Raw genomic sequence first — 26,415 nt, 5'->3', positions numbered from 1 at the left:
CCTAGCGGAGGTTGGAGGCGACGGAGAGCATTTCATCCGTTGACGTGATGACTTTGGCGTTCATCTCATAGGCACGCTGGGCACTGATGAGATTGGTGATTTCGCCAACCGAATCCACGTTGGAGGTTTCCAGGTACCCCTGCAGCAATGTGCCGTAGCCCACAGACCCCGGCGTGCCTGCAACTGGTGCACCGGAGGCTGCGGTTTCAAGGAACAGGCTTGAGCCTTTGGCCTCAAGGCCGGCCTGATTGAAGAAGCGAACAATCTCAAGCTGGCCCAGGATGGTGGGGTCAGTCTGGCCGTCCAGGAAGGCTTCCACCTGGCCCTGGCTGTTGATCGAGACGTCCCGCGTATCCTGAGGCACGGTTATGGCAGGCGACAGTTCGTAGCCGTCGGTAGTGACGATCTGGCCGGAGGCATTGAGCTGGAAAGAGCCAGCGCGGGTATAGGCATCTTCGCCGGTGGGCAGTGAGATGCGGAAATAGCCTTCGCCCTGGATTGCCAGATCATAGGTGTTGTCGGTCGGTGTCAGGTTGCCCTGGCCGGAGATGCGATAGACAGAGCCAGCTTTCACACCAACGCCGATCTGGATGCCGGTGGGCACAACCGTGCCCGCATCAGATGATGTGGAGCCGACGCGGCGCAGGTTCTGGTAGATCAGATCCTGAAACTCCGCGCGCTGGCGCTTGTAGGCCGTGGTGTTCATGTTGGCGATGTTGTTCGAGATCACCTCGACATTGAGCTGCTGGGCGAGCATGCCGGTGGCTGCGATACTGAGCGACTTCATCTCTTCGGTCTCCTCTTGGCGGGCTGGCCCGCATCAGGTCTTGAGGAAGGGGCCGGGAAAACCCCTCATGTTGGTTGGTGTCTAGCGGGGCTCGCGGCCAAGCTGGCGAATGGCGGTTTCCTGTAGTTCGCCCATCTTGTTGATGTTCTTCTGGGTCGAGGTGTAGGCACGCATCACTTCAATCATCCGCGTCATCTCAACAACGGACTTTACGTTCGAGCTTTCAATCGAGCCCTGAATAACGGATGGGTTGGCGACGGGCTGTGCGGCCTGATCTGTTTCCAGATAGGTGTCACCGGTTTTCTTCATGGCGCGCTGGTTGTCGAACGTAACGACGCCAAGGCGGCCAATGGTGTTTTCGCCTGCCGAGATGGTGCCGTCACGGCTGATTGCAATCTGGCCGTCGTCCGGGTTCAGCGTAATGGGGGCACCGGCGGCGGACAGCACGGGGTCGCCCTGCGGCGTCACAAGCTGGCCGTTCACATCAACGGCGAAGTGGCCGCTGCGGGTGTAGCGCTCACCTGCGGGCGTCTGCACCGCGAAAAAGCCGTCGCCTGCAATGGCAATGTCGAACGGGTTGCCGGTGGGGGTTATGTTGCCTTCAGAAAGGTCACGATGGGTGCCGGTGTCCTGCACATAAGAGAGCGCGGGGAGCGTGCCTGCGCCCTTGCGGTCGTCGGCGGTGGCGCCGGGCATCAGGAACTCTGAAAAGATCGGAGACTCGGCCTTGTACGCAGACGTGTTCACGTTGGCCACGTTGTTGGCAACGATATCCATCGCGCGGCGCAGCGTCATCTGACGTGACAGGGCAACTGAAAGAGCTTGTTCCATCGTAAAGACCTCAGGCTGGTCAGGTGGTCCGCTTTACTCCGGGAAGAGATCGGCAGACCGGGTTTGTTTCGTCATGAAGCTAAAAGCATGTCGGACCATGCCTGTGGCTTCGGGACAGTCACTGCAGCCGCTGTGCCAGTTTGAAATATCAATAAAAACAGTGGGTTAGAGTTATTCTGCGTCTTGCGATACCCGGCAAAAGGGTGCCTCTTGCCGGTGACCCGGCATTTTTTGCCGGTTTTTTGGGTGTGTGGCCGTTTGCAAAACGCTTCGTTAACCGCATGGGGCCAAACTGCGTTTCATCAAAGCCACCGGCAGAATGCACGGCGGCGAACATGTCAGGCGCTCTCATTCAAGGATGCGAGAGGGAAGTGCCAGGATAGTTCGCGGGACATTTTTTCAAATGCTCCCCCACGCGCAGGGCCGGAATCATGAGTGACCAAGCAGCAACCGCTGACGACATTGCCGACATCGACGGTGAAGATGCGCCGAAGAAAAAGATGTCCGGCCGCACGCTTATCCTGTTTATCGCGCTTCCACTGTTGCTGATTGTCGGCGGCGTGGGCGGAGCCTTCATGATGGGTGTGTTCGGCGGTGGTGAAGAAGAACACGCCGCGGTGGATGAACACGGCAAGAAAGTGGTCGATCCTTCACAGATCGTATTTTACGAACTGCCGGAGCTGATCATCAATCTGCAGACGGATGATCCGCGCGGATCATTTGTGAAGTTCAAGGTCACGCTTGAGCTGCATGATGCCAAGATGCTGCCGATGATTGAGCCGCTGATGCCGCGTATCATCGACAATTTCCAGATTTATCTGCGTGAACTGCGCGCTGACGACCTTGCGGGTTCGGCCGGGCTGTTCCGCCTGAAAGAAGAAATCCTGCGACGCATCAATATGGATGTCCGCCCGCACGAGGTTGCGGATGTGCTGTTCACCGAAATGATTATTCAGTAACGCCTCGCTTTTTGTTTTCCCGTGCTGCGACGTGCAGCGCAAACCCCTGGGCACCCGACATGACGACCGAAGACGATCTTAATCAGGATGAAATGGCTGCCGCCTGGGAAGCAGAGGCGGCTGCTGCAGAGGGTGGCACAGATGATGCCATGGCCGCTGAGTGGGAGGCGAGCCTCTCCAAATCAGACGACAGTGCGCCGACGCCAGGTATGTCGGGTGCAGCCGAGCGTGTGCTTAATCAGGACGAGATCGACAGTCTGCTGGGCTTTGAGCTTGATGAAGACGGTGGCGGCGACCGGACCGGCATTCGCGCCATCATCAATTCGGCGCTGGTATCCTACGAGCGGCTGCCGATGCTCGAAATTGTGTTCGACCGGCTGGTGCGGCTGATGACCACGAGCCTGCGCAACTTTACGTCTGACAACGTGGAAGTGAGCCTCGACAACATCACGTCCATTCGCTTTGGCGATTATCTCAATTCCATTCCGCTGCCTGCCATTCTGGCGGTGTTCCGGGCGCGCCAGTGGGACAACTTTGGCTTGTTCACCGTTGACTCAAATCTCATCTACTCGATTGTGGATGTGCTGTTGGGCGGGCGGCGTGGCACCGCGGCCATGCGCATTGAGGGTCGCCCGTACACCACCATTGAACTCAATCTTGTGCAGCGGATGGTTGAGGTGGTGTTGCAGGATGCCTGCGCCGCCTTTGAACCCCTGTCGCCGGTGGATTTTGAACTGGACCGGCTGGAAACCAACCCGCGCTTTGCCGCTATCGCACGGCCGGCCAATGCGGCCATTCTGGTGAAGCTGCGCATTGACATGGAAGATCGTGGCGGGCGCATTGAGCTGATGCTTCCCTATGCCACGCTGGAGCCGATCCGCGAACTTTTGTTGCAGATGTTCATGGGCGAAAAGTTTGGCCGTGACTCGATCTGGGAAAATCATCTGGCAACAGAACTGTGGTCCACCGAGGTGCAGCTTGATGCGCTGCTCGACGAACAGGTGATGTCGCTGCGTGATGTCATGAAGTTTGAAAAGGGCCAGACGCTGATGCTGAACTGTACGGCTGATAGCCCGGTACAGCTTCGTTCCGGCGGCATTCCCATAACCACGGGCCGCATGGGACGCGTGGGCAACCATGTGGGTGTGCTTGTGGACAAGGCGCTCAAGCAGACATCGCATCGTGCCGCGTTGCTGGGCCTGAGGGGGGATGCCGGAAAATGAGTGCTTTTTCCATTGGCCTGTTGATTGAAGTGATTGTTGCGGGACTACTGGTTGCAACCATCGCCTATTGTTTTTTGCTGGACCGTCGGCTGCGCGCGTTGCGCGACGGGGAAAGCGACCTCAAGCAGATTGTCGTGTCGCTGGACCGCGCCACCAGCCGCGCCCAGAGCGCCATTACTGATTTGCGTGTTCATGCGGACGGTATGACCCGCGACCTTGAGCGTGATCTCAAGAAGGCACGGGCATTGGCTGATGAGCTGGCCTTGATGGTTGAAGCTGGTGACAGCATTGCCGACCGGCTGGGCACGTTTGCCGGTGCCGGTGGGCCGTCGAAGACCCGCAAAGACACGAGCGCGGATGCTGCCGGGATCTTTCAGGACGATCCGCAGGACGATCCCTTGGCTGAAACCGGTCTTGCGGCGGCCCTTCGCCAGGTTCGCTAACGTTTTTGGAGTAACCGTTGATGAGTACCACACCTACAGAGCGTATGCGTCTGCTGCCTGCCGTGATGATTGCCGCAGCATTGCTGTTGACCCTCAAGGTCGCCGGTCTGGCAACGGGAACATCGCCGCTGGTGCCTGTGGTGCAGGCTGCTGATGCGGTTCCCGACGAGGGTGCCGAAAACGCTGCCGACAACGCTGCCGGGGAAGAAACTGCGGCCGCGCAGGAGGTGGCACCTGCAGCAGACGCCGAAAATGCGCGCCCTGCTGTCAATCTTGCAACCCGCCCGCAGCCCGTGAGCACCCAAAGTGAGGATGTGCTGGAGGCACTGGCCGCCCGCCGCAAGGCGCTGGACGAACGCCAGGGCGAAGTTGAAATGCGCGAGAAACTTCTGGCTGCTGCCGAGGCGCGTATTGATGACAAGATCGCTGAACTCAAGGAACTCAAGGCACGCGTGGACGAGGTTTTCAAAACCGAGGAGTCGCGTGGCAACAAGAAGTTTGAAAGTCTGGTCAAGGTCTATGAAAACATGAAGCCGAAAGATGCGGCGGCCGTGTTTGAACAACTGGAGATGACCGTTCTTCTGGAACTTCTGGACCGGATGAATGAACGCAAGCTGGCTGCCATATTGGCTGCCATGGACCCGGCGCGGGCGCAGGTTGTGACCGTGGCACTGGCGACTGAGAACGAGAATCGGTTGTCGGCCATCCCGATGCCGGATGCGCAAGCGCCCATGGGCCTGCCCGAGCTTGAGCCCATTCTGCCTGAGAGTGCAGGCTAGGCTGCGGCCTAACCCCAGTGAAACTGCCGGTTTAGCGGACCCTTTGGTCCGCCAGCGCTTCGCGCGCGGCGGTAATCCTTAACGGCTGTTTAACTGCTTTGGCGGTAGGTTTTGCCTTCATTTTCGGGAATGCACGGGCGCCTCGGGCGATTCGTATTCCCTGTCCGCAGATGCGGATAAGGCGGGCAGGAGGCTCACCGGTGAACGCAGGCTTGTTGGCCCAGCACTCAGGTGCTCCGTATTCAGGTGCTCCGTATCAGGAGCAAGGAACGGTCGCGCGCGCGCCCGCGGCGACGCTGTATCTCGCGTTGTTCCTGATGCTGCTGGCGTTCTTCCTGTTTCTCACGTCAATCTCGACATTTGATCCGGCGCGCTCGGTATCGGTGCTCGATTCAGTCGAGGCGCGGTTTGCCGACGGTGTTGCAGCACAGGCCGGGCCTGAGCGGGTCAGTCCACCGTTCGCTGGTCCAGCCGGCGAAGCCATTGTGGCGGATGCGGGATTTGTTTCGCAAGTAGCGCGGGCTTTGGCACCACTTGAGGGTGGCGCTGACGATGCCGCGGGCCGCGACGGTGTGCCGTGGCACGGCGTCAGGCTTTCACAGGATGTTTTGTTTGTTGATGCCACCGCTGCTGTCAGCGCGCAGGCGCGTCAGGTCATTGAGGCGGCTGCGGTTGCGCTAATTGATGCAGGGGAGCAATCGACCAACCGGCGCGTTGATATCGTGGTCGGCGGCAGTGATGAGCTGGCCCGCCGTCGTGCTGCGGTTTTGGCCGCGCTTGTTGCTGGTATCGCAGGGCCGGAAGCGGTCAGCCTGCTGTCCGCCCCCCAACACAGTGCCGTCGAGCTTGTTTTTTATGCAGTCACGCCAGCCCGGAGCGGGTCATGAGCAATTCTGCATTGGAAGTTGCAATGGACGCCGTGCTGTCTGATGCAGACATCACCGAAACTGATCGCGTTGACCGGCAGGGTGTGGTCGCTCCGCCGCGTCGGCACATGGCGTTGCCCTATGTCGGCCTCGTCGCCGAGCAACCGCAACGCTGGCTTACGACCTTCGCTGACCTTGTTGCGCTGCTGGTGGCGTTTTTTGTCATGATCCTGTCGATGTCGGCGTTTGAGCCTGATGCGGTGGCGCGGCTCAATGGTTTGCCCGCAGGTGCTGCGGGTGCTGAACGTGAGGCGGTCCCGTCCGGCGGCGAGGGGCGTGCGTTGGTGCAGTCTGGTGATACTGAATACGATGCAGGTGCGCACTATCTTGGCGGGCTTCTGCTGGCACAGTCACAGGTGCTGGGTGTCTCCGGCGTAACGCTTGAGCGCAAGGACGGGGGTGTTGTTTTAACCCTGCCTGCGACGGTTTTGGGATCGGACAGCATCTCGCTGGAGGTTGCCGCCGTTTTGGACCGCATAGCCGGGGCTGCACCGGGGCGGGTCAGCATTTTTGGTGCCGCGCCCATTGGCGATGCGGTAAGCCTTTACGAGGCTTCTTTGTTTGCCCGGCTTGATGCCGAAAAAATTGCGACTGGTGCCGCAGGCTGGGTTGTGCCCGGCACGGTTGTTGTTGCCATCCAGGATGGGCCTTCCGCCCCATATGGGGGGCGCAGGCAATGACCATCGCACGCATTCTCATGGCGGGGCTGCTGGCGGCCGGGCTGTCGGTGATTTCCATTCTGGCGGCGTTGCCTGCGCACGCGGCTGATGCTGTGATCGTCAAGGGCGAGGAACTGAACGGTTTCGCACGCCTGCGGTTTCAGTGGCCGGATGCGGTTGAGATATCTGCACAGGAATCCAACGGTGTGGTCGTGCTTAAGTTCGACCGTGCCTTTGATGCAGCGCTCAACGATCTGCCGATCAGCCTGCCCAACTATGTGGCGCTGGCGCGGCAGGATGCAGACGGCAAAACCCTGCGCCTCGCGCTCAAGTTTCCGTTCCGCGTGGAAACCGCAACGGCGTCCAACGAAGTGTATGTCAATCTCATTCCTGAAACCTGGCAGCAGGCACTGCCCGGTCTGCCCGCAGATGTGCGTGCCCGCGAGCAAGCCGCGCTGGCGGCTGCCGAGCAGGCCGAAGCCGCGCGGCGGGCGCTGGAACTTGTGGAGCTGCCTGACGTTGATGTGCGCATTGGCGTTCACAATTCCTATAGCCGTATCGTTTTCGAATGGCCTGATGATGTGAACTACAAAGTTGCCCGCGACGGTGCCCGGCTGGACCTGACGTTTTCGGCACCCGGACATTTGAAAATCGGCCGCCTGCGTGTTGATCCGCCGCCCTTCGTTGTAGATGCGCAGACCGATACTGATGCGCAGTCGGCCAGCCTCAGTCTGACAATTTCACAGGATGCGGAGTTCCGCATGTTCCGCGAGCCAACCGGCATTGTGCTGGATCTGACGGCCGCCAACGAAGATGCAGGCGCGCTGGCCTCGCTTGAAATAAATCAGGAACAGTTTTCAGGCGTTGTACCATCTGATGCCGCCACGGCCGCGCGCCGCGCCGATGGTGTGCTTGTTCCGGTCGCGCAGGAAAATGCACCGCAGGCACCACCTGCCGACACCCCTGCTTCGCAAACCGAGGCCGCAGTTCCGGCGGTGACCATGATTGACCCGCGCCGCATCGGACGGCCGGATGCATCACGCATTGTCAAAGACAGTGGCTATGCACAAGAGGCGACGCCGGCGACATCTGCAGTTTCCCCCGCTGCAGATGCAGACTCACAAGATGACAATGTTAACACTGCCGATGTTGCTTCCGGCACAGAACAGGCAGATGTCGCTGCGCCGACCGTTCCCGGTGACACGCTGCAGGTGGATGCGCCGCGCATTGTCAAACCGGCAGGTGACGCCGGTGACGGCTCTGCGGACACACCCGATGTTGCGGATGCGGCGCCTGTTATGCCGGTGCGCGAACCGGGTAGCGTGCAGGTGCGCCGCGTGGCTGACAGCGTGACGTTTGAGTTTGCCGGGCTGGCCGATGCACCGGCTGCCGTTTTTGAACGCGCGGGTCGCGTGTGGGTTCTGTTTGAAACAGATATTGCGGTTGCCCGTCCGGACCTGACGCAGGAACACCTGCCAATTGTTGATGCGGCTGAACTGATTACATCAGACGGGCTGCGCGGTGTACGGCTTCGGCTTGCAAAAGAAGCCCTGGTAACCGCGCGTGTGACGAATGGCGTCTGGTCGGTCGCGATCGGAAATACGGTTCTTGAGCCGCCGGGACCGCTGGCAGTGCGGCGGGGCGTCAAGGCTGACGGCGGTGGCAAGCTGTTTGTGATTGCACCGGACGCTGGTGATACTCACAGTCTGACGGACCCTGAAATTGGCGACACGCTGGCCATTGTGCCGGTGCCCACGCCGGTACGCGGCGTGTTGTCGCCACGCCAGACGGTTGATCTGGAAGTGTTGCCCTCGGCGCACGGCCTGGTATTTCGTCCGATTGCGGATGATGTGGTGATTGCGCTCAACAGTGATGGTGAAGTGACCGCATCACGCCGCTCGGGCCTTGTGCTGACTGCAAACCCGCGCCGCCCGGCACCTGCGGAACTTGGTACACAGAACAATATTTTTGCGCCCGGCGTTGTTGGCTTTGAGCTGGCCAGCGGTGATCCGGATGATTTTCACGGCACTCTTGCGGCGCTCAATGCATCTGTTGCGGCGGCAACCACACCTGACGAGCGTAAAGACGCGCGCAAGGCGTTGGTGCGGTTTTATCTTGGCTATGAGTATGGCTCTGAAGCGCTGGGCGTGATGCGATTGATGGAAGCGGCGCGCAAGGACCAGACGTCTGATCCTGAGTTCATCATGTTGCGCGGCATCGCCTACTACCTCAACGGTCGGTACAAGGATGCAGAGGCTGATCTGTCCACTCCGGCTTTGCTGTATGACCCCAATGCAGCCCTGTGGCGGACACTTGCAAGCGCAAAGCTTGCCCGCTTTGTTGAGGCGCGGCCGGATGTGGGCCGGGCACGCACTGTGGTTCCCGACTATGCGCCGAGTGTTCAGGCGCGGTTCCATCTTGCAGCCGCGCAGATCGCGCTGGGCGTGAATGATGTGGCAGGTGCTGAAAGCGATCTGCGCAAGGTGCCTGATGATGCATTGGACGAAGCGCTTTTTGCCGAACGCACACTGCTTGAAGGCCAGCTTGCACAGGCGTCCGGTGAAAAGGAAGAAGCATTGTCGCGGTATGCTCAGGCGATTGCGCTTGATTACCGGCCGGTCACAGCACGCGCCACATTGGCGCAGGCGTCGCTGTTGCGGCAGTTCGCAACGAGCGAGACACATGAAGAAGACATGGCGCAGGCGATTGATACGCTGGACCGGCTTCGGTTTACCTGGCGAGGCGACAGTGTAGAGCTTGAAGCAGTTGCCGAGCTTGCAAAGATTTATGAAGAGCAGGGCGATTATCGCAGCGCGCTGACGGTCATGCGCACGGCGGCCACGCAATTTCCCGAAGCGCAGATGGGCCGCGAGATTGCCGACCGCATGGTCGAGATGTTCCGTCGCCTTTTCCTTGAAGGGGAAGTGGACAGTCTGCGCCCGCTTGAAGCGCTGAGTTTGTTTTACGATTTTCGTGAGCTGACGCCGGTAGGCCGTGACGGCGACCGGATGATCCGTAGTCTTGCAGACCGCTTGGTGGCGGTTGATCTGCTCGATCAGGCGATTGAGATGCTGGACCATCAGGTGACACATCGCCTTCGCGGTGTGGCGCGGGCGCAGGTGGCGGGCCGGTTGGCGGCTGTGCATCTGTTGAACCGCCAGCCCGGCGAGGCGCTGGGTGCCTTGCGCAAGACGCGGCAGGCGCAGTTGCCGCAACAGATTTCAGATGAGCGGTTGTTGCTTGAAGCCAAGGCGCTGAGTGCGCTTGGTCGCCATGACCACGCACTTGAGCTTCTGGCTGACAACAGATCTGACCCGGCGCGCGCGCTGACGGCGGATGTGTATTGGGAGTCCGGCGACTATGCGTCTGCCGGTCGTGCGCTGGAGGATTTGCTGGGCCTGCGCTGGACGCGGGACGAACCGCTGAGCGCTGAAGAGCAGTTTGATGTTCTGCGCGCCGCCATTTCATATGTGCTGGCGCGTGAGAGCGACGGGGTGGAACGCATCCGCCAGAAATATGCGTCGAAGATGTCGGACGGGCCGCAGGCGTCGTCGTTCTCGATCGTTGCCAGTTCCTCAGACGGGCGAGGCATCGCGTTCCGTGACCTCGCCCGCGAAATTGCCCAGGTGGATACGCTGGACAGGTTCATGACCGGCTACCGCAACCGCTACGAGGCGGAGCAGGCGGGCGAGGGCGTTATCAACTAGGCGTTCTGTTTGCACCATCTGGTGTAGCCGTGACCTACGCATTGATCCTCCGGTCAAGCCGGAGGATGGTGTTGTTTAAGGGGTGTCTTTCAAAATTATTGTCATCCCGGCTCAAGGCGGCATCAACCTGCGGGCCGGATCCTTAACTGACCACAAAACCACCATCCTCCGGCTTGACCGGAGTATCCATGCTGAGGGGGGCTGCGCGTTCTGTAGGTTCAGACAGTCGTCAACGACAAGGGTCGCGAAGCCAGGATGACCGGGGCGTACTGGCCGCCAGGAGTGCGCCTTGTCAGGCCCCGAAACTCTGGACGAGGGAGCCTGCGACCAGTCGCCAGCCGTCCACAAGCACGAAGAATATCAGCTTGAAGGGCAGCGAGATCATGATGGGGGGCAGCATCATCATGCCCATGGACATGAGGACGGACGCGACCACAAGGTCAATCACCACGAAGGGTATGAACAGCAGGAAGCCGATTTCGAATGCGCGGCGCAGCTCTGAAATCATGAAGGCCGGGATCAACACGTGCACCGGCGTTGCCTGCGGTGTTTCTGGTACCTCACCGTTTGACAGGTCGATGAACAGTTTGAGGTCGTCTTCGCGGACCTGGCTCAGCATGAAATCGCGGAATGGGGCAGACGATATTTCCCACGCTTCTTCGGTGCTTATTTCGTCTGCCATGTAGGGGGCCACGCCCTGCGTGTAGCTTTGCTGCAGAACCGGCGCCATGACGAAGGCTGTGAGAAACAGCGCAAGGCTGATGAGCACCGAGTTGGGCGGGGCCTGTTGCACACCCATGGCGGCGCGCAACAGCGACAGCACCACAATGATGCGCACAAAGCTTGTGACCATGATGAGAATGGACGGGGCCAGACTCAAAATGCCGATCAACAGCACAAGCTGAATGATGCGTGATGTCAGCGCGCCTTCTTCGGGCAGCGCCAGCGATATTTCCTGCGCGCCAGCGGGCATGGCCGTGAGGACCAGCGCGGCAGCCGCGGCCCCTGCGAGGCCGATCAGGCGCTGTGTGCGGGGGGTAAAACTCACCGGCGGTCTCCGGCAATTTTGGGTCTGGGCAGCGTCGGGTTTGCTGCGGCCTCGTGCGGTTTGCGTCCTGTGCGCAATGAGAGTGCGCGCTTCTCGTTCATGAGTTCCGCCACCTTGCGCAGCCGGGCAAAAACGTCGTCGTCTGCGCTGGGTTGCTCGTAGGGTTCTTCAGCGGGCGTTGCATCTGTTTGTGCAGGCAGTTGAGCCTGACGGGCGATGTTGGTCTCTATGATGGTCTCGGTTTCGCCGCCCAGAAGAATGAGATGTTCAGCATTGTCGCGGCGGATGATGAGCAGGCGGCGTTTGGGGTCTAGCGCCAGGTTCTCCACAATCTCAAGCCGCTTTTGGGTGGCACGACCGCCGGTAGCCGCGCCGGGTGCAAAGCCGAACCTGCGGGCGAGAATGGCGGTGCCGCCAATAAGCCCGACGACAAACATCAAGGCGAAGGCGAAGCGCATGTAATCTGCATATTCCATGGCGGCTCTCATTTTGGTTCGGCTGTGCGCGGGTGGTTTGCGCATTTCAACTAGGCAGGATTTTCCCTGCACGCGCTTAACAACCGATTAAGCCTAATGAGACATTTCGCAATTCCCTGACTGACACAGCATTTGCGTGTGGCGCGCGGATGTTTGCAGCGCTTAAGCCCTTCTTAATCCACCCGGCAGATACTGCCCACTCAAGACGAACCCAGGACGGGTTTCACACAGCGTCATTTATTGGCGCACCACCGCAGAATAATCCGCGTGGCTTTTATCCGTCCTTATGCTGAGCAATTGCTTGGCCCAAACTACAGGGTTCGCTATGTCGTTATCCGATATTCCGCTTTTTGGCATGTTGAAAGAGCGCATGAACTGGGTCCAGTCGCGCCAGAGCGTGCTGTCGCAAAACGTGGCCAACGCGCACACGCCGGGTTACACGGCGCAGGACTTGAAAGAGCCTGACTTTCGCAACGTGCTGAAAAGCACAACAGGCGGGCAGCTTCATCTGGCGGCCACGCGCGAAGGGCATATGAGCGGCTCCAAAACATCAGCAGGGGCGCGCGGTGATTTTCGTCCGCACAAGTCTCCTGACAGCGAAACAACATCCACCGGCAACTCCGTGGTGCTGGAAGAGCAGATGATGAAGGTCGCTGAAAACCAGATGGATTATCAAACCGCCACGAGCCTGTATTCCAAGGGGCTGGGCATGTTGCGCATGGCCGTGACCGGGCGGTCGAGCGCTTAAGCGTTTTTGTTTCCTCGTTGAAAGGATTTTCAAAATGGACTTGATGAAATCAATGCTGATCGCAGCATCCGGGCTCAAATCGCAGAGCGGGCGGATGCGCATCATTGCTGAGAACATGGCGAATGCAGGCTCCACCGCGCAGACGCCCGATGGCGACCCGTATCGCCGCAAGATCCCCACCTTTACCAATGAGCTTGACCGGGCTACCGGCGTCGAGCGTGTGAAGATGGGCAAGATCGCCGTTGATAAAGGTGCTTTCGGCGAGCGCTATGAGCCCGGACATCCCGCCGCCAACGAGGCGGGCTACGTCAAGACATCCAACGTCAACAGCCTGATCGAGAGCATTGATATGGGGCAGGCGCAGCGTGGCTACGAGGCTAACCTCAATGTCATCAACACGTCGCGCCGCATGTTGAACGCCACCATCGAGCTGCTGCGCCGCTAAGGCCGCCGAGCAACAAGGATCTGACAGATGAGTATTTCAGTTACCAATGCCGCAGGGGCCTATACGGATGCGATCAAGCGCATGGCTCAGTCTGCAACCGGAGAATCGGGCGCGGGCGCAGGCGCCAAAAACCCCATTGAGAGTTTCGGGCAGGTTTTGTCGCAGCAGGTAAGCGCTGTTGAAAACACTGCCAAGGCGGGTGAAGCGGCAGCCACGCAGGCGGCGGCCGGCCAGGGCAATCTGGTTGATCTGGTCACGCAGGTGGCTGAAGCCGAAGTGATGTTGCAGACCGCCGTCACCGTGCGTGACCGGGTGATCTCGGCCTATCAGGAAATCATGCGGATGCCGATCTAGCGGCATTTTTGAGACAGGCCGGGGGGCTGGAAAAAATGACGGGTCCGGAAGTTCTGGATATTGGGCGCGAAGGCATCTGGCTGCTGTTGCAGTTGTCAGGTCCGCTGATGATTGTCGGCCTTGTGGTCGGGCTTTCCATCGCGCTGGTGCAGGCCCTGACGCAGGTGCAGGAAATGACGCTGGTGTTCGTGCCGAAGATCATCTCGATCTTTTTGGCGATGATTGTGGCGCTGCCATTCATGGCGTCCATCCTTGCAGCCTACATGGCGCGCATCTCTGACCTGATTATTTCGGGTTAGGCAAAAAGAAACCGCGCCATGACCATAGCTTTGCCCGTCGATCTGCTGCCCGAAACCATACTTGTTTATGTGCTGGTATTCTCGCGCATTGGTGCGGCGATGATGGTTTTGCCGGCGCTGGGTGAAATGAATGTCAGCCCGCGCATCCGGCTGGTGATGGCGATCATGGTGGCAGCAGTGCTGGCGCCGGTCGTGGCGTCGTCTTACCCGGCCATGCCGCTGGGTATCGGCAGCATTGCCTCAAGCCTGATTGCGGAAATTGTTGTCGGGCTGTTCATTGGCCTGACCGCGCGCATGTTCATGAGTGCGTTGCAGGTAGCAGGCACGGTAATCGCTTTTCAGACAGGCCTTGCCTTTGCCATGAACATGGACCCGACGCAGGGCGTGCAGGGGGCGATCGTCGGCACGTATCTGGCGGTGCTGGGCACAGCGATGATTTTTGTCACCGACCTGCATCACCTGATGCTGATTGGCCTGCGTGACAGTTACACACTGTTTCCTCCGTCTGCTGCGTTTCCCACCTCTGATTTTCTGGCGGTCGCGGTGGATACGGTTGCCAGCGCGTTTACGCTTGGTTTGCAGCTTGCGGCACCGTTTCTGGTGTTCTCGCTGATTTTTTATCTGGGCATCGGCGTGCTGTCGAAGCTCATTCCGCAGGTGCAGATTTTCTTCATCGCCATGCCGGCCAACATTCTGTTTGGCTTTGTGCTGCTGTTTTTGCTGCTTGGCTCCATCATGCTCTATTTCCTTGAGCACTTTGAAGCCCTGCTCATGCGCTTCATCGTCTAGCTGAGAAGGACATTTGCTGAATGTCTGACAAGCCAGACGAAAGTGAAAAAACCGAAGAGGCCTCCTCCAAGAAGCTGGAAGAGGCCCACAAAAAAGGTGACGTTGCCAAAAGTCAGGAAGTAAGCGCCTGGTTCGGCATGATCGGCATTGCGCTCATTATTGCACTGCTGGCCGGGCCCATGGCCTCGCAACTGGCGCAGCCGCTTTCAACGTTTCTGGCTGAACCACATGCCTATGACATGGATGGCGGCAATATCCTGCGCATCGTGCAGCGGTTGGGTGTGATGGTTTTTCTGGCGCTGGCGCTGCCGCTGCTGTTGCTCATGGTGATGGCGGTGATTGGCAATCTGGTGCAGCACAAGCCGGTGTTCTCGGCTGAAAACATGAAGCCCAAGTTTTCCAAGATTTCGCCTCTTGCGGGTCTCAAGCGTATTTTTGGGCCGATTGGTCTCATGAACTTCGTCAAGGGTTTGGCGAAGCTCACCATTGTGTCCGTCATCGCTTTTCTGGTGATCTGGCCTGAGCGCGACATGCTGGGGTCTTTGATGCGCGTTGAACTGGCGATGATCCCGCTCATCATGCAGCAACTGGCGCTGAAACTGGTGATCGGCATTATTGCCGTTCTCACCATCATTGCAGCGCTGGATTTCGCCTTCCAGAAAGCCCAGTGGGCCAAAAAGCAGCGGATGACGCAAAAGGAAGTCAAAGACGAATACAAGCAGATGGAAGGCGACCCGGCGCTGAAAGGCAAGCTGCGGCAGATACGTGCCGAGCGTGGCCGCAAACGCATGATGGCGCAGGTGCCGGACGCGACCGTGATTGTGACCAACCCCACTCACTATTCGGTGGCGCTCAAATATGAGGAGGGCATGGCAGCCCCCATTTGTGTGGCCAAAGGTGTGGATCTTGTCGCCTTCAGGATCAGGGAAGTGGCCAGGGAGCACAATATTCCGCTGGTCGAAAACGTACCGCTGGCGCGTGCGCTGCACGCCACCGTTGAAGTGGACGACGAAGTGCCGCCGGAGCATTACAAGGCCGTTGCGCAAGTCATTGGCTATGTGATGAAACTCAAGGGTAAGCTGCGCCGATAGCCCGCGCCTGATTCTCTTGCTGACAGTGTTGTCGCGCGTTCGCGGGCCGGACGGAGAGCCGGATGGCAAGCGCACCAGATACGTCGTCAACTGATCCACAGCCGTCTCAGGGGCTGGAGTCTGCGTCGGTTTCAGCGTCGGTTTCAGCGTCGGTGGCCGCGTTTGAACCCGCGCCTGAAGACATCGACCAGGCACCCAAGCCAGCAGGGCGCTGGCTGGGAATCCTGCTATGCGTGGTGGGGTTGGTAGCGGTCGGCTTTGCGCTGGCGGACCCGGCCACCACGGGACAGATCGCATTTTATGTACTGGGCTTTTTCGCGGTGCTCGGCCTGCTGGTGATGGCCGGCATTTTTGCGGGCCTTGTGCGGCTGGATCTGCGCGGCCGGTTGCTGGGCGAGCGGCTTGCAGCGGGACTGGCTGAAACATCTGATATCGCCATGGCCGTCACCAATGATCGTGGCCGCATGGTCTATGCAAACAGCGCGTTCATGGCGCTGGCAGGTGGCAAAAAGCTGCGCAATGCCGAAACCCTGCTGGGTGGTGCGGGCGATCATGATGCGGCCGATCACGATGGGGGTGCGGATGAAAGCCAGACGGCGGGGGCGCGGGCGTTCAGGCTGGCGCGCGCTGCGCGTGCCGGGGCCGCCGCGCGCGAAGAGATTGTACTCAACATTGCGGAAGGTGAAACGCGCCGCGTGACGGCAAGCGTTGAGCCACTGCCTGCACGCCTTTTGCCGGGCACCGTCGGGCAGAGCTATGCCCTGTGGCGCGTAACGGACCAGACTGCCTCGCGTGAGACGCTGGAGGCGACCGCGCGCGAGGCGGGGCGGCTGGATGCTTATCTCAACGGTCTGGTGTCGGGCGTGTGTGCGCTCGATCAGCAGGGGCGTGTTCTCTATCTGAATGAGACACTGGCAGGGTGGGCGGGGCTTGACGCTGCCACATTCACGGCAGGTGCCATTGAGTTCGACAGTCTTCTGGCCAGCCCGCGCGTACCGTTGGGGCGCAAGGCTGATGTGGGTGATGTGCAGGTCAGCGATGCCGACATGAAGCCAAGGTCAGCCGGGGCGGATACGGCTGTTGTGCCGGTGCGTATCGTCGAGCGTGACGGCACAATGCCGGATGGACGCAAAGTGACGTTTCTCGCGCTGCATGACCGGCGGGCCAGTTGGGGTGGTGATCTGCTGGATGCTGCCGAAGTGCGTTTCGCGCATTTTTTCAACAATGCGCCGATTGGCATGGTGACGGTCAATGGCGACGGGCAGGTCGTATCGCTCAATCGCACCTTCCGCGATCTTGTTGGTGCGGATGTCCTGCCTTCCGTTGATGACGCAAAACCTGTTTTGCTTTCAGACCTGGTGGCTCATGAGGACCGCGCCGCGTTTGATACCGCCATTCTGGATGCCGCCAGAGGCGAGCCTCCCAAGGGCCCCGTGGATATTCGCCTGATGCCGCCGCGCAATGCATCTAACCCCGATGATGACAGCGGCGAGAATGACCGGGTGCTTCAGGCTTACATCAGCCGAGCCGGGGCTGTGGCCGATGACGCGGACCCGGCGTCGCCTGAAAGTGCTGCCCGCGTGATGGTCTATTTTGTGGACCTGACCGAGCAAAAGACGCTGGAAGTGCAGTTTGCCCAGAGCCAGAAGATGCAGGCCGTCGGCCAGCTTGCGGGCGGCGTGGCGCACGATTTCAATAACCTGCTGACCGCCATCATCGGCTTTTGCGACCTGCTGCTGGTGCGCCACCAGCCCGGCGATCCGTCGTTTGCAGATGTCATGCAGATCAAGCAGAACGCCAACCGCGCTGCCAACCTGGTGCGGCAGCTTCTGGCTTTTTCGCGGCAACAGACATTGCGGCCAACTGTTCTCAGCCCGACAGATGCGCTGGCTGATCTCTCCAACCTGTTGCGGCGGCTGCTGGGCGAGACTGTTGACCTCAAGATGGTGCATGGCCGCGACCTGTGGACCATCAAGGCGGACCAGAACCAGTTTGAGCAGGTCATCATCAACCTTGCCGTCAATGCGCGAGACGCCATGCTGGAGCCGGATGCAGAAGGTGCCATCGGCGGCACGCTCACCATCCGTACCGCCAATGTGAGCAAGGAGGATGCGGCAGCGCTCGACCATGCCATCATGCCGGCGGCTGAATATGTGCTGATTGAAGTGAGCGACACCGGCTGTGGCATCGCCAAGGAAAACCTAGGCAAGATTTTTGAGCCGTTCTTTTCCACCAAGGAAGTGGGCAAGGGCACCGGGCTTGGCCTGTCCACGGTCTATGGCATCGTCAAGCAAACGGGCGGCTACATTTTTCCGTTCTCGACGCTGGGCACCGGCACGAGTTTCCGCATCTACATTCCGCGCCACATCGAAGCTGAAAAGCCTAAGGAAGTTGTTGCCGAGACACCGAAAAAACCAACAGACCTTTCCGGCAAAGGCACCGTGCTGCTGGTGGAAGACGAAGACGCCGTGCGTGCGTTTGCCGTCCGCGCCCTGCAGACACGCGGCTACACGGTGCTGGAGGCTGCATCCGGCGAACACGCCCTTGAGGTGGTGGAAGCGTTTGACGGCGAACTGGACGTTGTGGTGTCAGACGTGGTGATGCCCAACATGGATGGCCCGACCATGGTCGGTCATCTCACCAAGGCCAAACCCGGCCTCAAGATCATCTTCATTTCCGGCTATGCAGAAGAAGCCTTCAAGAAGAATCTCGGCAAGGATGTCGAGTTCCAGTTCCTGCCCAAACCGTTCTCGCTCAAGCAGCTCGCGGCGAAGGTAAAAGAAGTGATTGAAGGCGAGTAGGCGCTTGCGGCGGCGAGAGGCTTTACGGGCTTCCGTTTGAGGCGTGCGATTCTGGTATGGTGGGCGCTGCGCACGGGTTCGGCCACGCGGACCGGGGGCCTGTCTGTTTAGGCCTCTACAGTGGTCTTGTAGTCTCGTTTTACCGTGAACGTGAGGCGAACAAGATTCTGAAAATATTTATATTTCAATAAGTTATGTGCTGGTGGTGAAAACCGCTTGTCGATGAGAACAAAGTATGTACATTTGACCCATGAGTCATGCGGGGCCGGGTGGGCCGGTTCTCATTGCCCCCTCACAGGGGGTCTGACATAAGGGGTTAACGATGGGCGAGAATGTAGTGAGTTTTAAGGACAAGAACATGGACAAGTCGAAAGCGCTGGACGCGGCTCTCAGCCAGATTGACCGCGCATTCGGCAAGGGCTCCATCATGAAGCTCGGCAAGGACGGGCATGTGGTGGAAATCGAGTCCATTTCCACGGGCTCCCTTGGCCTTGATGTGGCGCTGGGCATTGGCGGGCTGCCGCGCGGTCGCATCATCGAGATTTATGGTCCTGAATCATCGGGCAAAACCACCCTGGCACTGCACACGGTTGCCGAAGCTCAAAAGGCGGGCGGCATCTGCGCGTTCGTGGATGCGGAACACGCGCTTGATCCGTCCTATGCCAAGAAGCTGGGCGTGGATATTGACGAGTTGCTGATCTCGCAGCCGGACGCAGGCGAGCAGGCGCTTGAGATTGCGGACACGCTGGTGCGCTCGGGTGCCATTGACGTGCTGGTAATTGACTCGGTGGCCGCCCTCACCCCGCGCGCCGAGCTTGAAGGCGACATGGGCGACATGCAGCCGGGTATGCAGGCGCGGTTGATGTCCAAGGCGCTGCGCAAGCTGACCGGCTCTATTTCCAAGTCCAACACCATGGTTATTTTCATCAATCAGATCCGGATGAAGATCGGCGTCATGTTCGGCAACCCGGAAACCACCACCGGGGGCAACGCGCTCAAGTTTTATGCGTCGGTTCGTCTTGATATCCGCCGCATCGGTGCCATCAAGGACCGCGACGAGGTGGTGGGCAACCAGACCCGCGTCAAGGTGGTGAAAAACAAGGTGGCCCCGCCGTTCCGGCAGGTCGAGTTCGACATCATCTATGGCCAGGGCATTTCCAAGACCGGCGAGTTGCTGGATCTGGGTGTCAAAGCCAACATCGTTGAAAAATCAGGCTCGTGGTTCTCCTATGACAGCCAGCGCATTGGGCAGGGCCGCGAAAACGCCAAGACGTTCCTGGCGGAAAACCCGGACGTAGCAGACGAAATTGAGCGTAAAATCCGCGCTGATGCCGCAGGCGTTGTTGAACTCGCCGGTGAAGATGTCGATCGCGACGAAGAAGATGACGGCCCCGTGGAAGAAGCGGTATAGAGCTGCCGTCCACAGACATATACATCCCCAATCGGCGGCTGCTCTCAGCTAAAAAGGGCGCATGGAACTCCCATGCGCCCTTCTTTATATATGGGCTATGAAAGGCTCCGAATCCGGGGTCATATCGGCCCGCCGACCTCCCCGACAGCCGCGTTTTGGCTGAAGTAGGGCGGCGCTGTGAAGGTAAGAGTGCAGGACCAAGGGTATGGCAAGCGTCAACGACATCCGGCAGACATTTCTGGATTTTTTCAAGAGCAACGGGCACACGCCCGTGCAGTCAGCGCCGTTGGTGCCGCGAAATGACCCGACTTTGCTGTTCAACAATGCGGGCATGGTGCCGTTCAAGAACGTGTTTACCGGCGCGGAAAAACGCGACTATGTGCGTGCGGCCTCATCACAAAAATGCGTGCGCGCCGGCGGCAAGCACAATGATCTCGACAATGTGGGCTATACCGCGCGCCATCACACTTTCTTCGAGATGCTCGGCAACTTTTCGTTTGGCGACTACTTCAAGGAAGATGCGATTGCACTTGCCTGGGAACTGCTCACAAAAACCTACGACCTGTCGCCTGACCGGCTGACGGTAACTGTCTATCATGAGGACGAAGAGGCACCGGTTCTGTGGAAGAAGATTGCCGGTCTGCCCGACGAGCGCATTATCTCGATTGCCACTGCGGACAATTACTGGTCGATGGGTGACACCGGTCCGTGTGGTCCGTGCTCGGAGATTTTTTTCGACCACGGCGACCACATACCCGGCGGGCCGCCCGGTACACCCGAAGAAGATGGTGACAGGTTTGTGGAAATCTGGAACCTGGTTTTCATGCAGTTCGACCAGCAGGCGGGCGGTGACAAAATTCCGCTGCCCAAACCATCCATTGATACGGGCATGGGTCTTGAGCGCATTGCCGCGGTTTTGCAGGGCAAGCACGACAACTATGACATCGACCTTATGCGCGCCCTCATCGAGGCGTCGGCGGATGCCTCCGGCGTGGCACCCGATGGCGACCATGCGGTCAGCCACCGTGTCATTGCCGATCATCTGCGGGCCACAAGTTTTCTGATCGCTGACGGTGTGTTGCCGTCCAACGAAGGTCGTGGGTACGTGCTGCGGCGGATCATGCGCCGCGCCATGCGCCATGCGCACATCATTGGTGCCCAAGACCCGCTGATGTACCGCCTGGTTCCAGCACTTGTCACGCAGATGGGCCAGGCCTACCCCGAGTTGCAGCGCGCCCAGGCACTGGTAACTGAAACTCTCAAACTTGAAGAGGAACGTTTCCGTACGACCCTTGATCGTGGCCTCAAGCTGCTGGACGAGGAAGTGGCCCGGCTTGGTGATGCAAAGTCGCTACCGGGCGAAACTGCGTTCAAGCTGTATGACACCTATGGTTTTCCCCTCGACCTGACGCAGGATGCCTTGCGGGTGCGCGGGCTGGGTGTTGATACGGCAGGGTTCGACGAAGCGATGGCGCGGCAAAAAGCAGAAGCTCGCGCAGCATGGTCCGGTTCCGGCGAAGCGGCGACGGACATCATCTGGCTGGAGCTGCGTGACACCCACGGGGCGACAGAGTTTCTGGGGTATGACACCCAAAGCGCGGAAGGCAAGATTGTCGCGCTGGTGAAAGATGGTGTTGTCGTCAATGAACTGGCGCAGGGCGATGAAGGCGCTGTCATTGTCAACCAGACGCCATTCTACGCCGAGTCAGGCGGTCAGTCGGGAGACACCGGCATCATGATCGGGGCGAACGCCACCAGCTTTGCTGTCAGCGATACCGCAAAGCGCGCGGGCGACCTGCATGTGCATATGGGCAAGGTCACCAAAGGGTCGCTTGCGACCGGTGGCATTGTTGAACTGCGCGTTGATGATGAGCGCCGCACGCAACTTCGCGCCAACCACTCAGCCACACACCTTTTGCACGAGGCGCTGCGCCGCGTGCTGGGCGATCATGTGACGCAAAAAGGTTCGCTGGTCGCGCAGGAACGGCTGCGCTTTGACTTCTCGCATCCGCGCGCCCTCACCGCCGATCAAATTGCCGATGTGGAGGCTATTGCCAATGCAGTGGTCCGCAACAATGGCGATGTGGCTACGCGTTTGATGACACCTGACGAAGCCATTGAGGCGGGTGCGCTGGCGCTGTTTGGTGAGAAATACGGCGATGAAGTCCGTGTGCTGAGCATGGGGCATTCGGGCGCGCTCGACCGGGCCGGGTATTTCTCGACTGAGCTGTGTGGCGGCACCCATGTGGCCCGCACCGGCGACATTGCACTGATAAAGATCATCTCTGAAAGTGCTGTCGCCTCTGGCGTGCGGCGCATTGAGGCGCTGACCGGTGAGACTGCACGTCAGCATATGGCTGCACAGGAAGCCCGCGCGCGCGAAGCTGCGGACGTTCTTAAAACCACCATTGATGATTTGCCCGCCCGTGTGGCGCAGCTTGCCGAGGAGCGCAGGAGACTTGAACGCGAGCTCGCCGAAGCGCGCAAGCAGGCGGCGCTGGCGGGTGCAAGCGGCGGCGGTGCCAGCACTGCTGCTGTGCGGCAGGTAGCGGGTGTCAACGTCATCGCCCGGCGTCTTGATGGTGTGCCGGCAAAGGAACTGCGCGGCCTTGTTGATGACGGAAAAGGCGAAATCGGCTCAGGCATTGTTGCCATTGTTGGTGTGGATGACGGCAAGGCGGCTATCGCTGTCGGTGTCACGTCTGATCTGACCGACAGGTTCAGTGCCGTTGATCTGGTGCGGGTCGGCTCGGCAGCACTTGGCGGCAAGGGCGGCGGTGGCCGTCCTGACATGGCGCAGGCCGGTGGGCCGGATGCCACCAAGGCAGACCAGGCCCTTGAGGCGATCGCAAACGAGATCGAAGCACCTGCAAGCGCGGCGTAACCGGGGCAGGCTGGACAAGTCTCATGAAAGGTGCGGGCGTCTGAGCGCTGCGGGCTGAGAAGCCTAGCCGACCTTAGACATGGCCTTTTCAAGATTGTCCGAGACTTTGTCGAGAAAGGCTTCCGTTGAAAGCCACTTTTGCTCGGCCCCCACCAGCAGCGCCAGATCCTTGGTCATGTGACCGCCTTCAACGGTGGAGACACAGGTTTTTTCAAGCGCTGTTGCAAAGGCTGCCAGCTTGTCGTTGCCATCTAGCTTGGCGCGGAATGACAGGCCACGGGTCCATGCAAAAATGGAGGCGATGGAATTTGTGGAGGTTTCCTTGCCTTCCTGCCACAAACGGTAGTGGCGGGTGACCGTGCCGTGGGCTGCTTCCGACTCACAGATTTTTCCATCCGGCGTAAGCAGCACTGAGGTCATCAGGCCCAGCGAGCCAAAGCCCTGTGCCACTGAGTCAGACTGCACATCGCCGTCATAGTTCTTGCAAGCCCAGATGAACTTGCCGGACCACTTCATGGATGACGCCACCATGTCGTCGATCAGACGGTGCTCGTAGGTGATCTTGGCGTCTTCGTATTTTGCCTTGAACTCTTCATCAAAGACCTTCTGGAACAGGTCTTTGAAACGGCCGTCATAGGCCTTCATGATGGTGTTCTTGGTGGACAGATAGACCGGCCATTTGCGCTGCAGGCCGTAGTTCAGGCAGGCGCGGGCAAAGTCAATGATCGAGGCATCAAGATTGTACATGCCCATGGCGATGCCGGAGCCAGGGAAATCAAAAATCTCGAACTCTTTTGAGTCCGAGCCATCTTCGGCTTCCCATTTCATGGTCAGCTTGCCGGCTCCGGGCACCAGAAAATCTGTCGCGCGATACTGATCGCCGAAGGCATGACGGCCGATCACGATGGGGTCTGTCCAACCCGGCACAAGGCGTGGCACATTTCTGCAGATGATCGGTTCACGGAACACCGTACCGCCCAGAATGTTGCGGATGGTGCCGTTGGGAGAGCGCCACATTTTCTTGAGGCCAAACTCCTCCACGCGCGCTTCGTCCGGTGTGATGGTGGCGCATTTGACGCCGACGCCGTGCTTCTTAATGGCTTCGGCGGCGTCAATAGTCACCTGGTCGTCGGTCTGGTCACGGTATTCCATGCCCAGGTCGTAGTATTCGAGATCAATGTCCAGATAGGGGTGGATCAACTTGTCCTTGATGAGTTGCCAGATGATCCGGGTCATCTCGTCCCCATCAAGTTCAACGACGGGGTTTTCCACCTTTATTTTTGACATCTAATCCTCTGTCCCGGTCCGGGTCGTTCGAGTAATTGGCCATCAGAATCATCGTGAGAATCATCGCGGGCATTTGAGCGTTGCAGCCATAGTAATCAGGCGCAGCGGCTAAGCATATGACAGTGCGCTGAAACCTTGAGCGCTCGCCAGGTTGAGCAGACGTCGGATGGCGCGGGGCCAGATGCCGCGTCGGCGCGGAGGGTGCCATGCAGCGCCGGGCGTGGCGCTGGGGGCCGTTTTCGTATAGCACCCCATCGTTAACGATTAAAGCTGCCCAGGTCGTCCGGGTGCTGGAAAGTGCGGTATTTCATGGCGGGAACGAACCGATCCAGGCAACAAACTGTCACGGCGGCCAAAAGTGGTCCGGCGGTGATACTGGTTTCCCCACAGCTTGGTGAGAATGTGGGCACGGCCGCGCGCGCCATGCTCAACTTCGGGCTGACGGATTTGCGTCTCGTGCGTCCGCGCGATGGTTGGCCCAACGCCTATGCGGTCAAGGCGTCGTCGGGCGCGATGGAACAACTGGGACGGGTACGCCTGTTTGACCGCACGGAAGATGCCATTGCTGATCTTGAGCGCGTCTATGCCACCACGGCGCGTCACCGCGACATCATCAAGCCGACGGTGACGCCGCAAACTGCAATGGCGCAGGCGCGCGGGCTTGAGCAGGAGGGGGCGAGGGTCGGCATTCTGTTTGGCGGCGAGCGCTCCGGTCTCAACAACGATGATGTGACGCTGGCGCATGCCATTTTGACGGTGCCGGTGAACCCGGCCTTTGCGTCCATCAATCTGGCGCAGGCGGTGTTGTTGATGGGCTACGAGTATTTTCGCCAGACCACCAATGCGGAGCCGCATGTAGCCGCCGTGCTTGAAAAAGATCTGGCTCCTGCAGGCGAACTTGTTGGGTTCTTTGAGCAACTTGAAGCCGAGCTTGATACGCACAATTTCCTGTATCCGCCTGAAAAGCGTCCGGCGATGGTGCGCAATATTCGCAACCTTTTTCAGCGTGCCGAGCTGACCCTTCAGGAAGTGCGCACGTTGCGCGGCATTGTTACCGCGCTGGTCAGGCCGCCGCGTGAGCGGGTGCCATATAAGCAACGCGCTTCGCGTGGCGGAAAGTCAGGTGTTGCACCCGGCGACGCGGAAAGTGACACGTGACCACTCCGCGGGCGGATGATAATGCCGGGGTTGGTCCGCCACAGATCCTGAGCATGGCATTCTGGCGCGGGCCATTGGCCATTTTGTTTGTGGCGCTGGTCACGGTCGGCATTTCGCGCTCCATGCTGTTTGCAGTGCTGCCGCCGATTGCCCGTGAGCTTGGCCTGACGGAAGCGCTGGTGGGGCTCATGTTCGCCGCCGCCGCCGGTACGTTCGCGCTCACCTCGCCCTATTGGGGTCGGCTGGCTGATCGCACGGGACGGGTGGTGGTGATTGCCGCAGGTCTTGCGGGCTTTGGCCTTTTCATGGGGCTGTTCACGCTCGCGGTCGCGGCGGGCCTCGCCTATACGTTGCCGCTGTGGATGATTTTTACGCTCATGCTGGTGCCGCGTGTGGCGTCCGCCGCTGCGTCCGCTGCCGTCATGCCTGGTGCGCAGGCCTATGTGGCAGATACCACCACAGCGCTTGACCGCACGTCCGGCACGTCGCTGGTGGCCTCCGCCATGGGCTTTGGCCTGATTGCCGGGCCGGGCATAGCGGCGCTGATGTCCGGTTACCAGCTTTTGGCACCCATGTATCTGGCGGCTGTGCTTGGTGTGCTCGGCGGGGTGATGGCGTGGCGCATTTTGCCCGAGCCGCACCGGATCATTGAAAAGGATGAGCGCCCACATCCGCGACTGCGCATTCGTGATCCGCGTATCGCTGCGATGATGCCGCTGTCGATGGCCATCTCCATGATGGTTGCAGTTACCCAGCAAACGTCCGCGTTCTATTTTCAGGACATATTGGGGCTGGATGCTGCGGGCACCGCGCGGGCAACCGGCGCGGCGCTGATGATGATGGCGGGAGCCACGCTGTTTGTGCAGACAGCGATCGTGCAGCGGTTCCGGTTGCCACCGCCGGTTCTGATTTATGGCGGGCTCGCGCTTGGGCTGGCGGCCTATGGTATTCTGACTGTGGCCGCCTCGTTCTGGGTGCTGACAGCGGGACTGGTGATGGTGGGCATTGCATTCGGCATGGCCAACCCTGGCATATCAGCGGCAATTTCGCTCAGCGTGACAACGGGTGAGCAGGGCAGCGCTGCGGGGCTCAATGCCTCGATGAGCGCAACCGGGTTCATGATTGGCAGTCTGGTGGGCCCCGGCGGCTATACGGTGTCGCCGGACCTGCCGCATTACTTCGGTCTGGCGGCCCTGGCGGTCATGTTGGTGGCGGCGTTGTTCGTGCGCTTTCCCGACCCAAAAAGCAGCTGACGGAGCCCCGGAACAACCGGCGAAATCGCTGGTGTTTTAAGGGTTTGACACACAAGG

At 59.6% G+C, this 26,415-nt stretch carries 23 protein-coding genes; 18 read left to right on the top strand and 5 right to left on the bottom strand.

The window, feature by feature from the left end; genetic code table 11:
* Position 1 precedes the first annotated feature (1 nt).
* On the bottom strand, positions 2-787 hold the full coding sequence (gene flgG / locus RIB87_RS12900; protein WP_350147296.1) for a flagellar basal-body rod protein FlgG: 786 nt from the start codon (positions 785-787) through the stop codon (positions 2-4).
* An 81-nt stretch (positions 788-868) separates the two neighbouring features.
* On the bottom strand, positions 869-1,618 hold the full coding sequence (gene flgF, locus RIB87_RS12895) for a flagellar basal-body rod protein FlgF (protein WP_350147294.1): 750 nt from the start codon (positions 1,616-1,618) through the stop codon (positions 869-871).
* A 431-nt stretch (positions 1,619-2,049) separates the two neighbouring features.
* Here flgF and RIB87_RS12890 point away from each other — a divergent pair, with 431 nt between their 5' ends.
* The 7 genes from RIB87_RS12890 (at position 2,050) to RIB87_RS12860 (ending at position 10,314) form a co-directional block, all read left to right on the top strand.
* Entirely contained in the window at positions 2,050-2,577 is a 528-nt protein-coding gene (locus RIB87_RS12890; protein ID WP_350147292.1) for a flagellar basal body-associated FliL family protein, read from the top strand.
* 59 nt (positions 2,578-2,636) lie between these two features.
* Positions 2,637-3,800: a flagellar motor switch protein FliM gene (fliM, locus tag RIB87_RS12885; RefSeq protein ID WP_350147290.1), complete on the top strand. Its 1,164-nt coding sequence runs from the start codon at positions 2,637-2,639 to the stop codon at positions 3,798-3,800.
* The gene (locus tag RIB87_RS12880) at positions 3,797-4,243 is read left to right on the top strand and encodes a DUF6468 domain-containing protein (RefSeq protein ID WP_350147287.1); all 447 of its coding nucleotides are present in this window, start codon (positions 3,797-3,799) and stop codon (positions 4,241-4,243) included. Before fliM ends, RIB87_RS12880 begins: the two co-directional genes overlap by 4 nt.
* A 20-nt stretch (positions 4,244-4,263) precedes the next feature.
* On the top strand, positions 4,264-5,022 hold the full coding sequence (locus tag RIB87_RS12875) for a MotE family protein (protein WP_350147285.1): 759 nt from the start codon (positions 4,264-4,266) through the stop codon (positions 5,020-5,022).
* Between the two features lie 200 nt (positions 5,023-5,222).
* On the top strand, positions 5,223-5,909 hold the full coding sequence (locus RIB87_RS12870) for a hypothetical protein (protein WP_350147282.1): 687 nt from the start codon (positions 5,223-5,225) through the stop codon (positions 5,907-5,909).
* Entirely contained in the window at positions 5,906-6,628 is a 723-nt protein-coding gene (locus RIB87_RS12865) for a flagellar motor protein MotB (RefSeq protein ID WP_350147280.1), read from the top strand. Before RIB87_RS12870 ends, RIB87_RS12865 begins: the two co-directional genes overlap by 4 nt.
* Positions 6,625-10,314 carry a hypothetical protein gene (locus RIB87_RS12860; protein WP_350147278.1) on the top strand — a complete coding sequence of 1,230 codons (3,690 nt, stop codon included), beginning with the start codon at positions 6,625-6,627 and terminating at the stop codon, positions 10,312-10,314. Before RIB87_RS12865 ends, RIB87_RS12860 begins: the two co-directional genes overlap by 4 nt.
* Positions 10,315-10,606: 292 nt before the next feature.
* Here the strand turns inward: RIB87_RS12860 and fliP are convergent, their stop codons facing one another.
* Positions 10,607-11,362 (bottom strand): flagellar type III secretion system pore protein FliP, encoded by a 756-nt coding sequence (gene fliP, locus RIB87_RS12855; RefSeq protein WP_502943256.1) that lies wholly within the window; start codon positions 11,360-11,362, stop codon positions 10,607-10,609.
* Positions 11,359-11,838 carry a FliO/MopB family protein gene (locus tag RIB87_RS12850; protein ID WP_350147276.1) on the bottom strand — a complete coding sequence of 160 codons (480 nt, stop codon included), beginning with the start codon at positions 11,836-11,838 and terminating at the stop codon, positions 11,359-11,361. The genes fliP and RIB87_RS12850 overlap by 4 nt, the downstream gene beginning before the upstream one ends.
* Before the next feature lie 325 nt (positions 11,839-12,163).
* Between RIB87_RS12850 and flgB the strand changes: the two genes are divergently transcribed.
* The 9 genes from flgB to alaS all read left to right on the top strand — a co-directional run bounded on the left by flgB (position 12,164) and on the right by alaS (position 22,660).
* Positions 12,164-12,586, top strand: a complete 423-nt coding sequence (gene flgB, locus RIB87_RS12845) for a flagellar basal body rod protein FlgB (RefSeq protein ID WP_350147274.1) — start codon at positions 12,164-12,166, stop codon at positions 12,584-12,586.
* A 34-nt stretch (positions 12,587-12,620) separates the two neighbouring features.
* Positions 12,621-13,031, top strand: coding sequence for a flagellar basal body rod protein FlgC (gene flgC, locus RIB87_RS12840; RefSeq protein ID WP_350147272.1), 411 nt, complete (start codon positions 12,621-12,623; stop codon positions 13,029-13,031).
* A gap of 27 nt (positions 13,032-13,058) precedes the next feature.
* Positions 13,059-13,385, top strand: a complete 327-nt coding sequence (fliE, locus tag RIB87_RS12835) for a flagellar hook-basal body complex protein FliE (protein WP_350147270.1) — start codon at positions 13,059-13,061, stop codon at positions 13,383-13,385.
* A gap of 35 nt (positions 13,386-13,420) precedes the next feature.
* A complete protein-coding gene (fliQ, locus tag RIB87_RS12830; protein ID WP_350147268.1) occupies positions 13,421-13,684 on the top strand; it encodes a flagellar biosynthesis protein FliQ in 264 nt (87 codons plus the stop codon).
* An 18-nt stretch (positions 13,685-13,702) separates the two neighbouring features.
* On the top strand, positions 13,703-14,473 hold the full coding sequence (fliR, locus tag RIB87_RS12825) for a flagellar biosynthetic protein FliR (protein ID WP_350147266.1): 771 nt from the start codon (positions 13,703-13,705) through the stop codon (positions 14,471-14,473).
* A gap of 20 nt (positions 14,474-14,493) precedes the next feature.
* The gene (gene flhB, locus RIB87_RS12820) at positions 14,494-15,564 is read left to right on the top strand and encodes a flagellar biosynthesis protein FlhB (protein ID WP_350147264.1); all 1,071 of its coding nucleotides are present in this window, start codon (positions 14,494-14,496) and stop codon (positions 15,562-15,564) included.
* A gap of 62 nt (positions 15,565-15,626) precedes the next feature.
* Complete coding sequence (locus RIB87_RS12815; protein ID WP_350147262.1) at positions 15,627-18,365, top strand: response regulator; 2,739 nt, start codon at positions 15,627-15,629, stop codon at positions 18,363-18,365.
* A 358-nt stretch (positions 18,366-18,723) separates the two neighbouring features.
* Positions 18,724-19,776 carry a recombinase RecA gene (gene recA / locus RIB87_RS12810; protein ID WP_350147260.1) on the top strand — a complete coding sequence of 351 codons (1,053 nt, stop codon included), beginning with the start codon at positions 18,724-18,726 and terminating at the stop codon, positions 19,774-19,776.
* A 205-nt stretch (positions 19,777-19,981) separates the two neighbouring features.
* Positions 19,982-22,660, top strand: coding sequence for an alanine--tRNA ligase (alaS, locus tag RIB87_RS12805; protein ID WP_350147258.1), 2,679 nt, complete (start codon positions 19,982-19,984; stop codon positions 22,658-22,660).
* A 63-nt stretch (positions 22,661-22,723) separates the two neighbouring features.
* Here alaS and RIB87_RS12800 read toward each other — a convergent pair whose 3' ends face one another.
* Positions 22,724-23,947 carry an NADP-dependent isocitrate dehydrogenase gene (locus tag RIB87_RS12800; protein WP_350147256.1) on the bottom strand — a complete coding sequence of 408 codons (1,224 nt, stop codon included), beginning with the start codon at positions 23,945-23,947 and terminating at the stop codon, positions 22,724-22,726.
* Positions 23,948-24,316: 369 nt separating this feature from the next.
* Between RIB87_RS12800 and RIB87_RS12795 the strand changes: the two genes are divergently transcribed.
* Positions 24,317-25,105 carry an RNA methyltransferase gene (locus tag RIB87_RS12795; RefSeq protein ID WP_350147254.1) on the top strand — a complete coding sequence of 263 codons (789 nt, stop codon included), beginning with the start codon at positions 24,317-24,319 and terminating at the stop codon, positions 25,103-25,105.
* Positions 25,102-26,358, top strand: coding sequence for an MFS transporter (locus RIB87_RS12790; protein ID WP_350147252.1), 1,257 nt, complete (start codon positions 25,102-25,104; stop codon positions 26,356-26,358). The genes RIB87_RS12795 and RIB87_RS12790 overlap by 4 nt, the downstream gene beginning before the upstream one ends.
* Positions 26,359-26,415: the final 57 nt, after the last annotated feature.

The sequence above is a fragment of the Pyruvatibacter sp. genome (genome assembly GCF_040219635.1).
Classification (GTDB): Bacteria; Pseudomonadota; Alphaproteobacteria; order CGMCC-115125; family CGMCC-115125; genus Pyruvatibacter.
The sequence above is the reverse complement of the archived record's forward strand: the minus strand, read 5'-3'. Positions and strand labels throughout refer to the sequence as shown.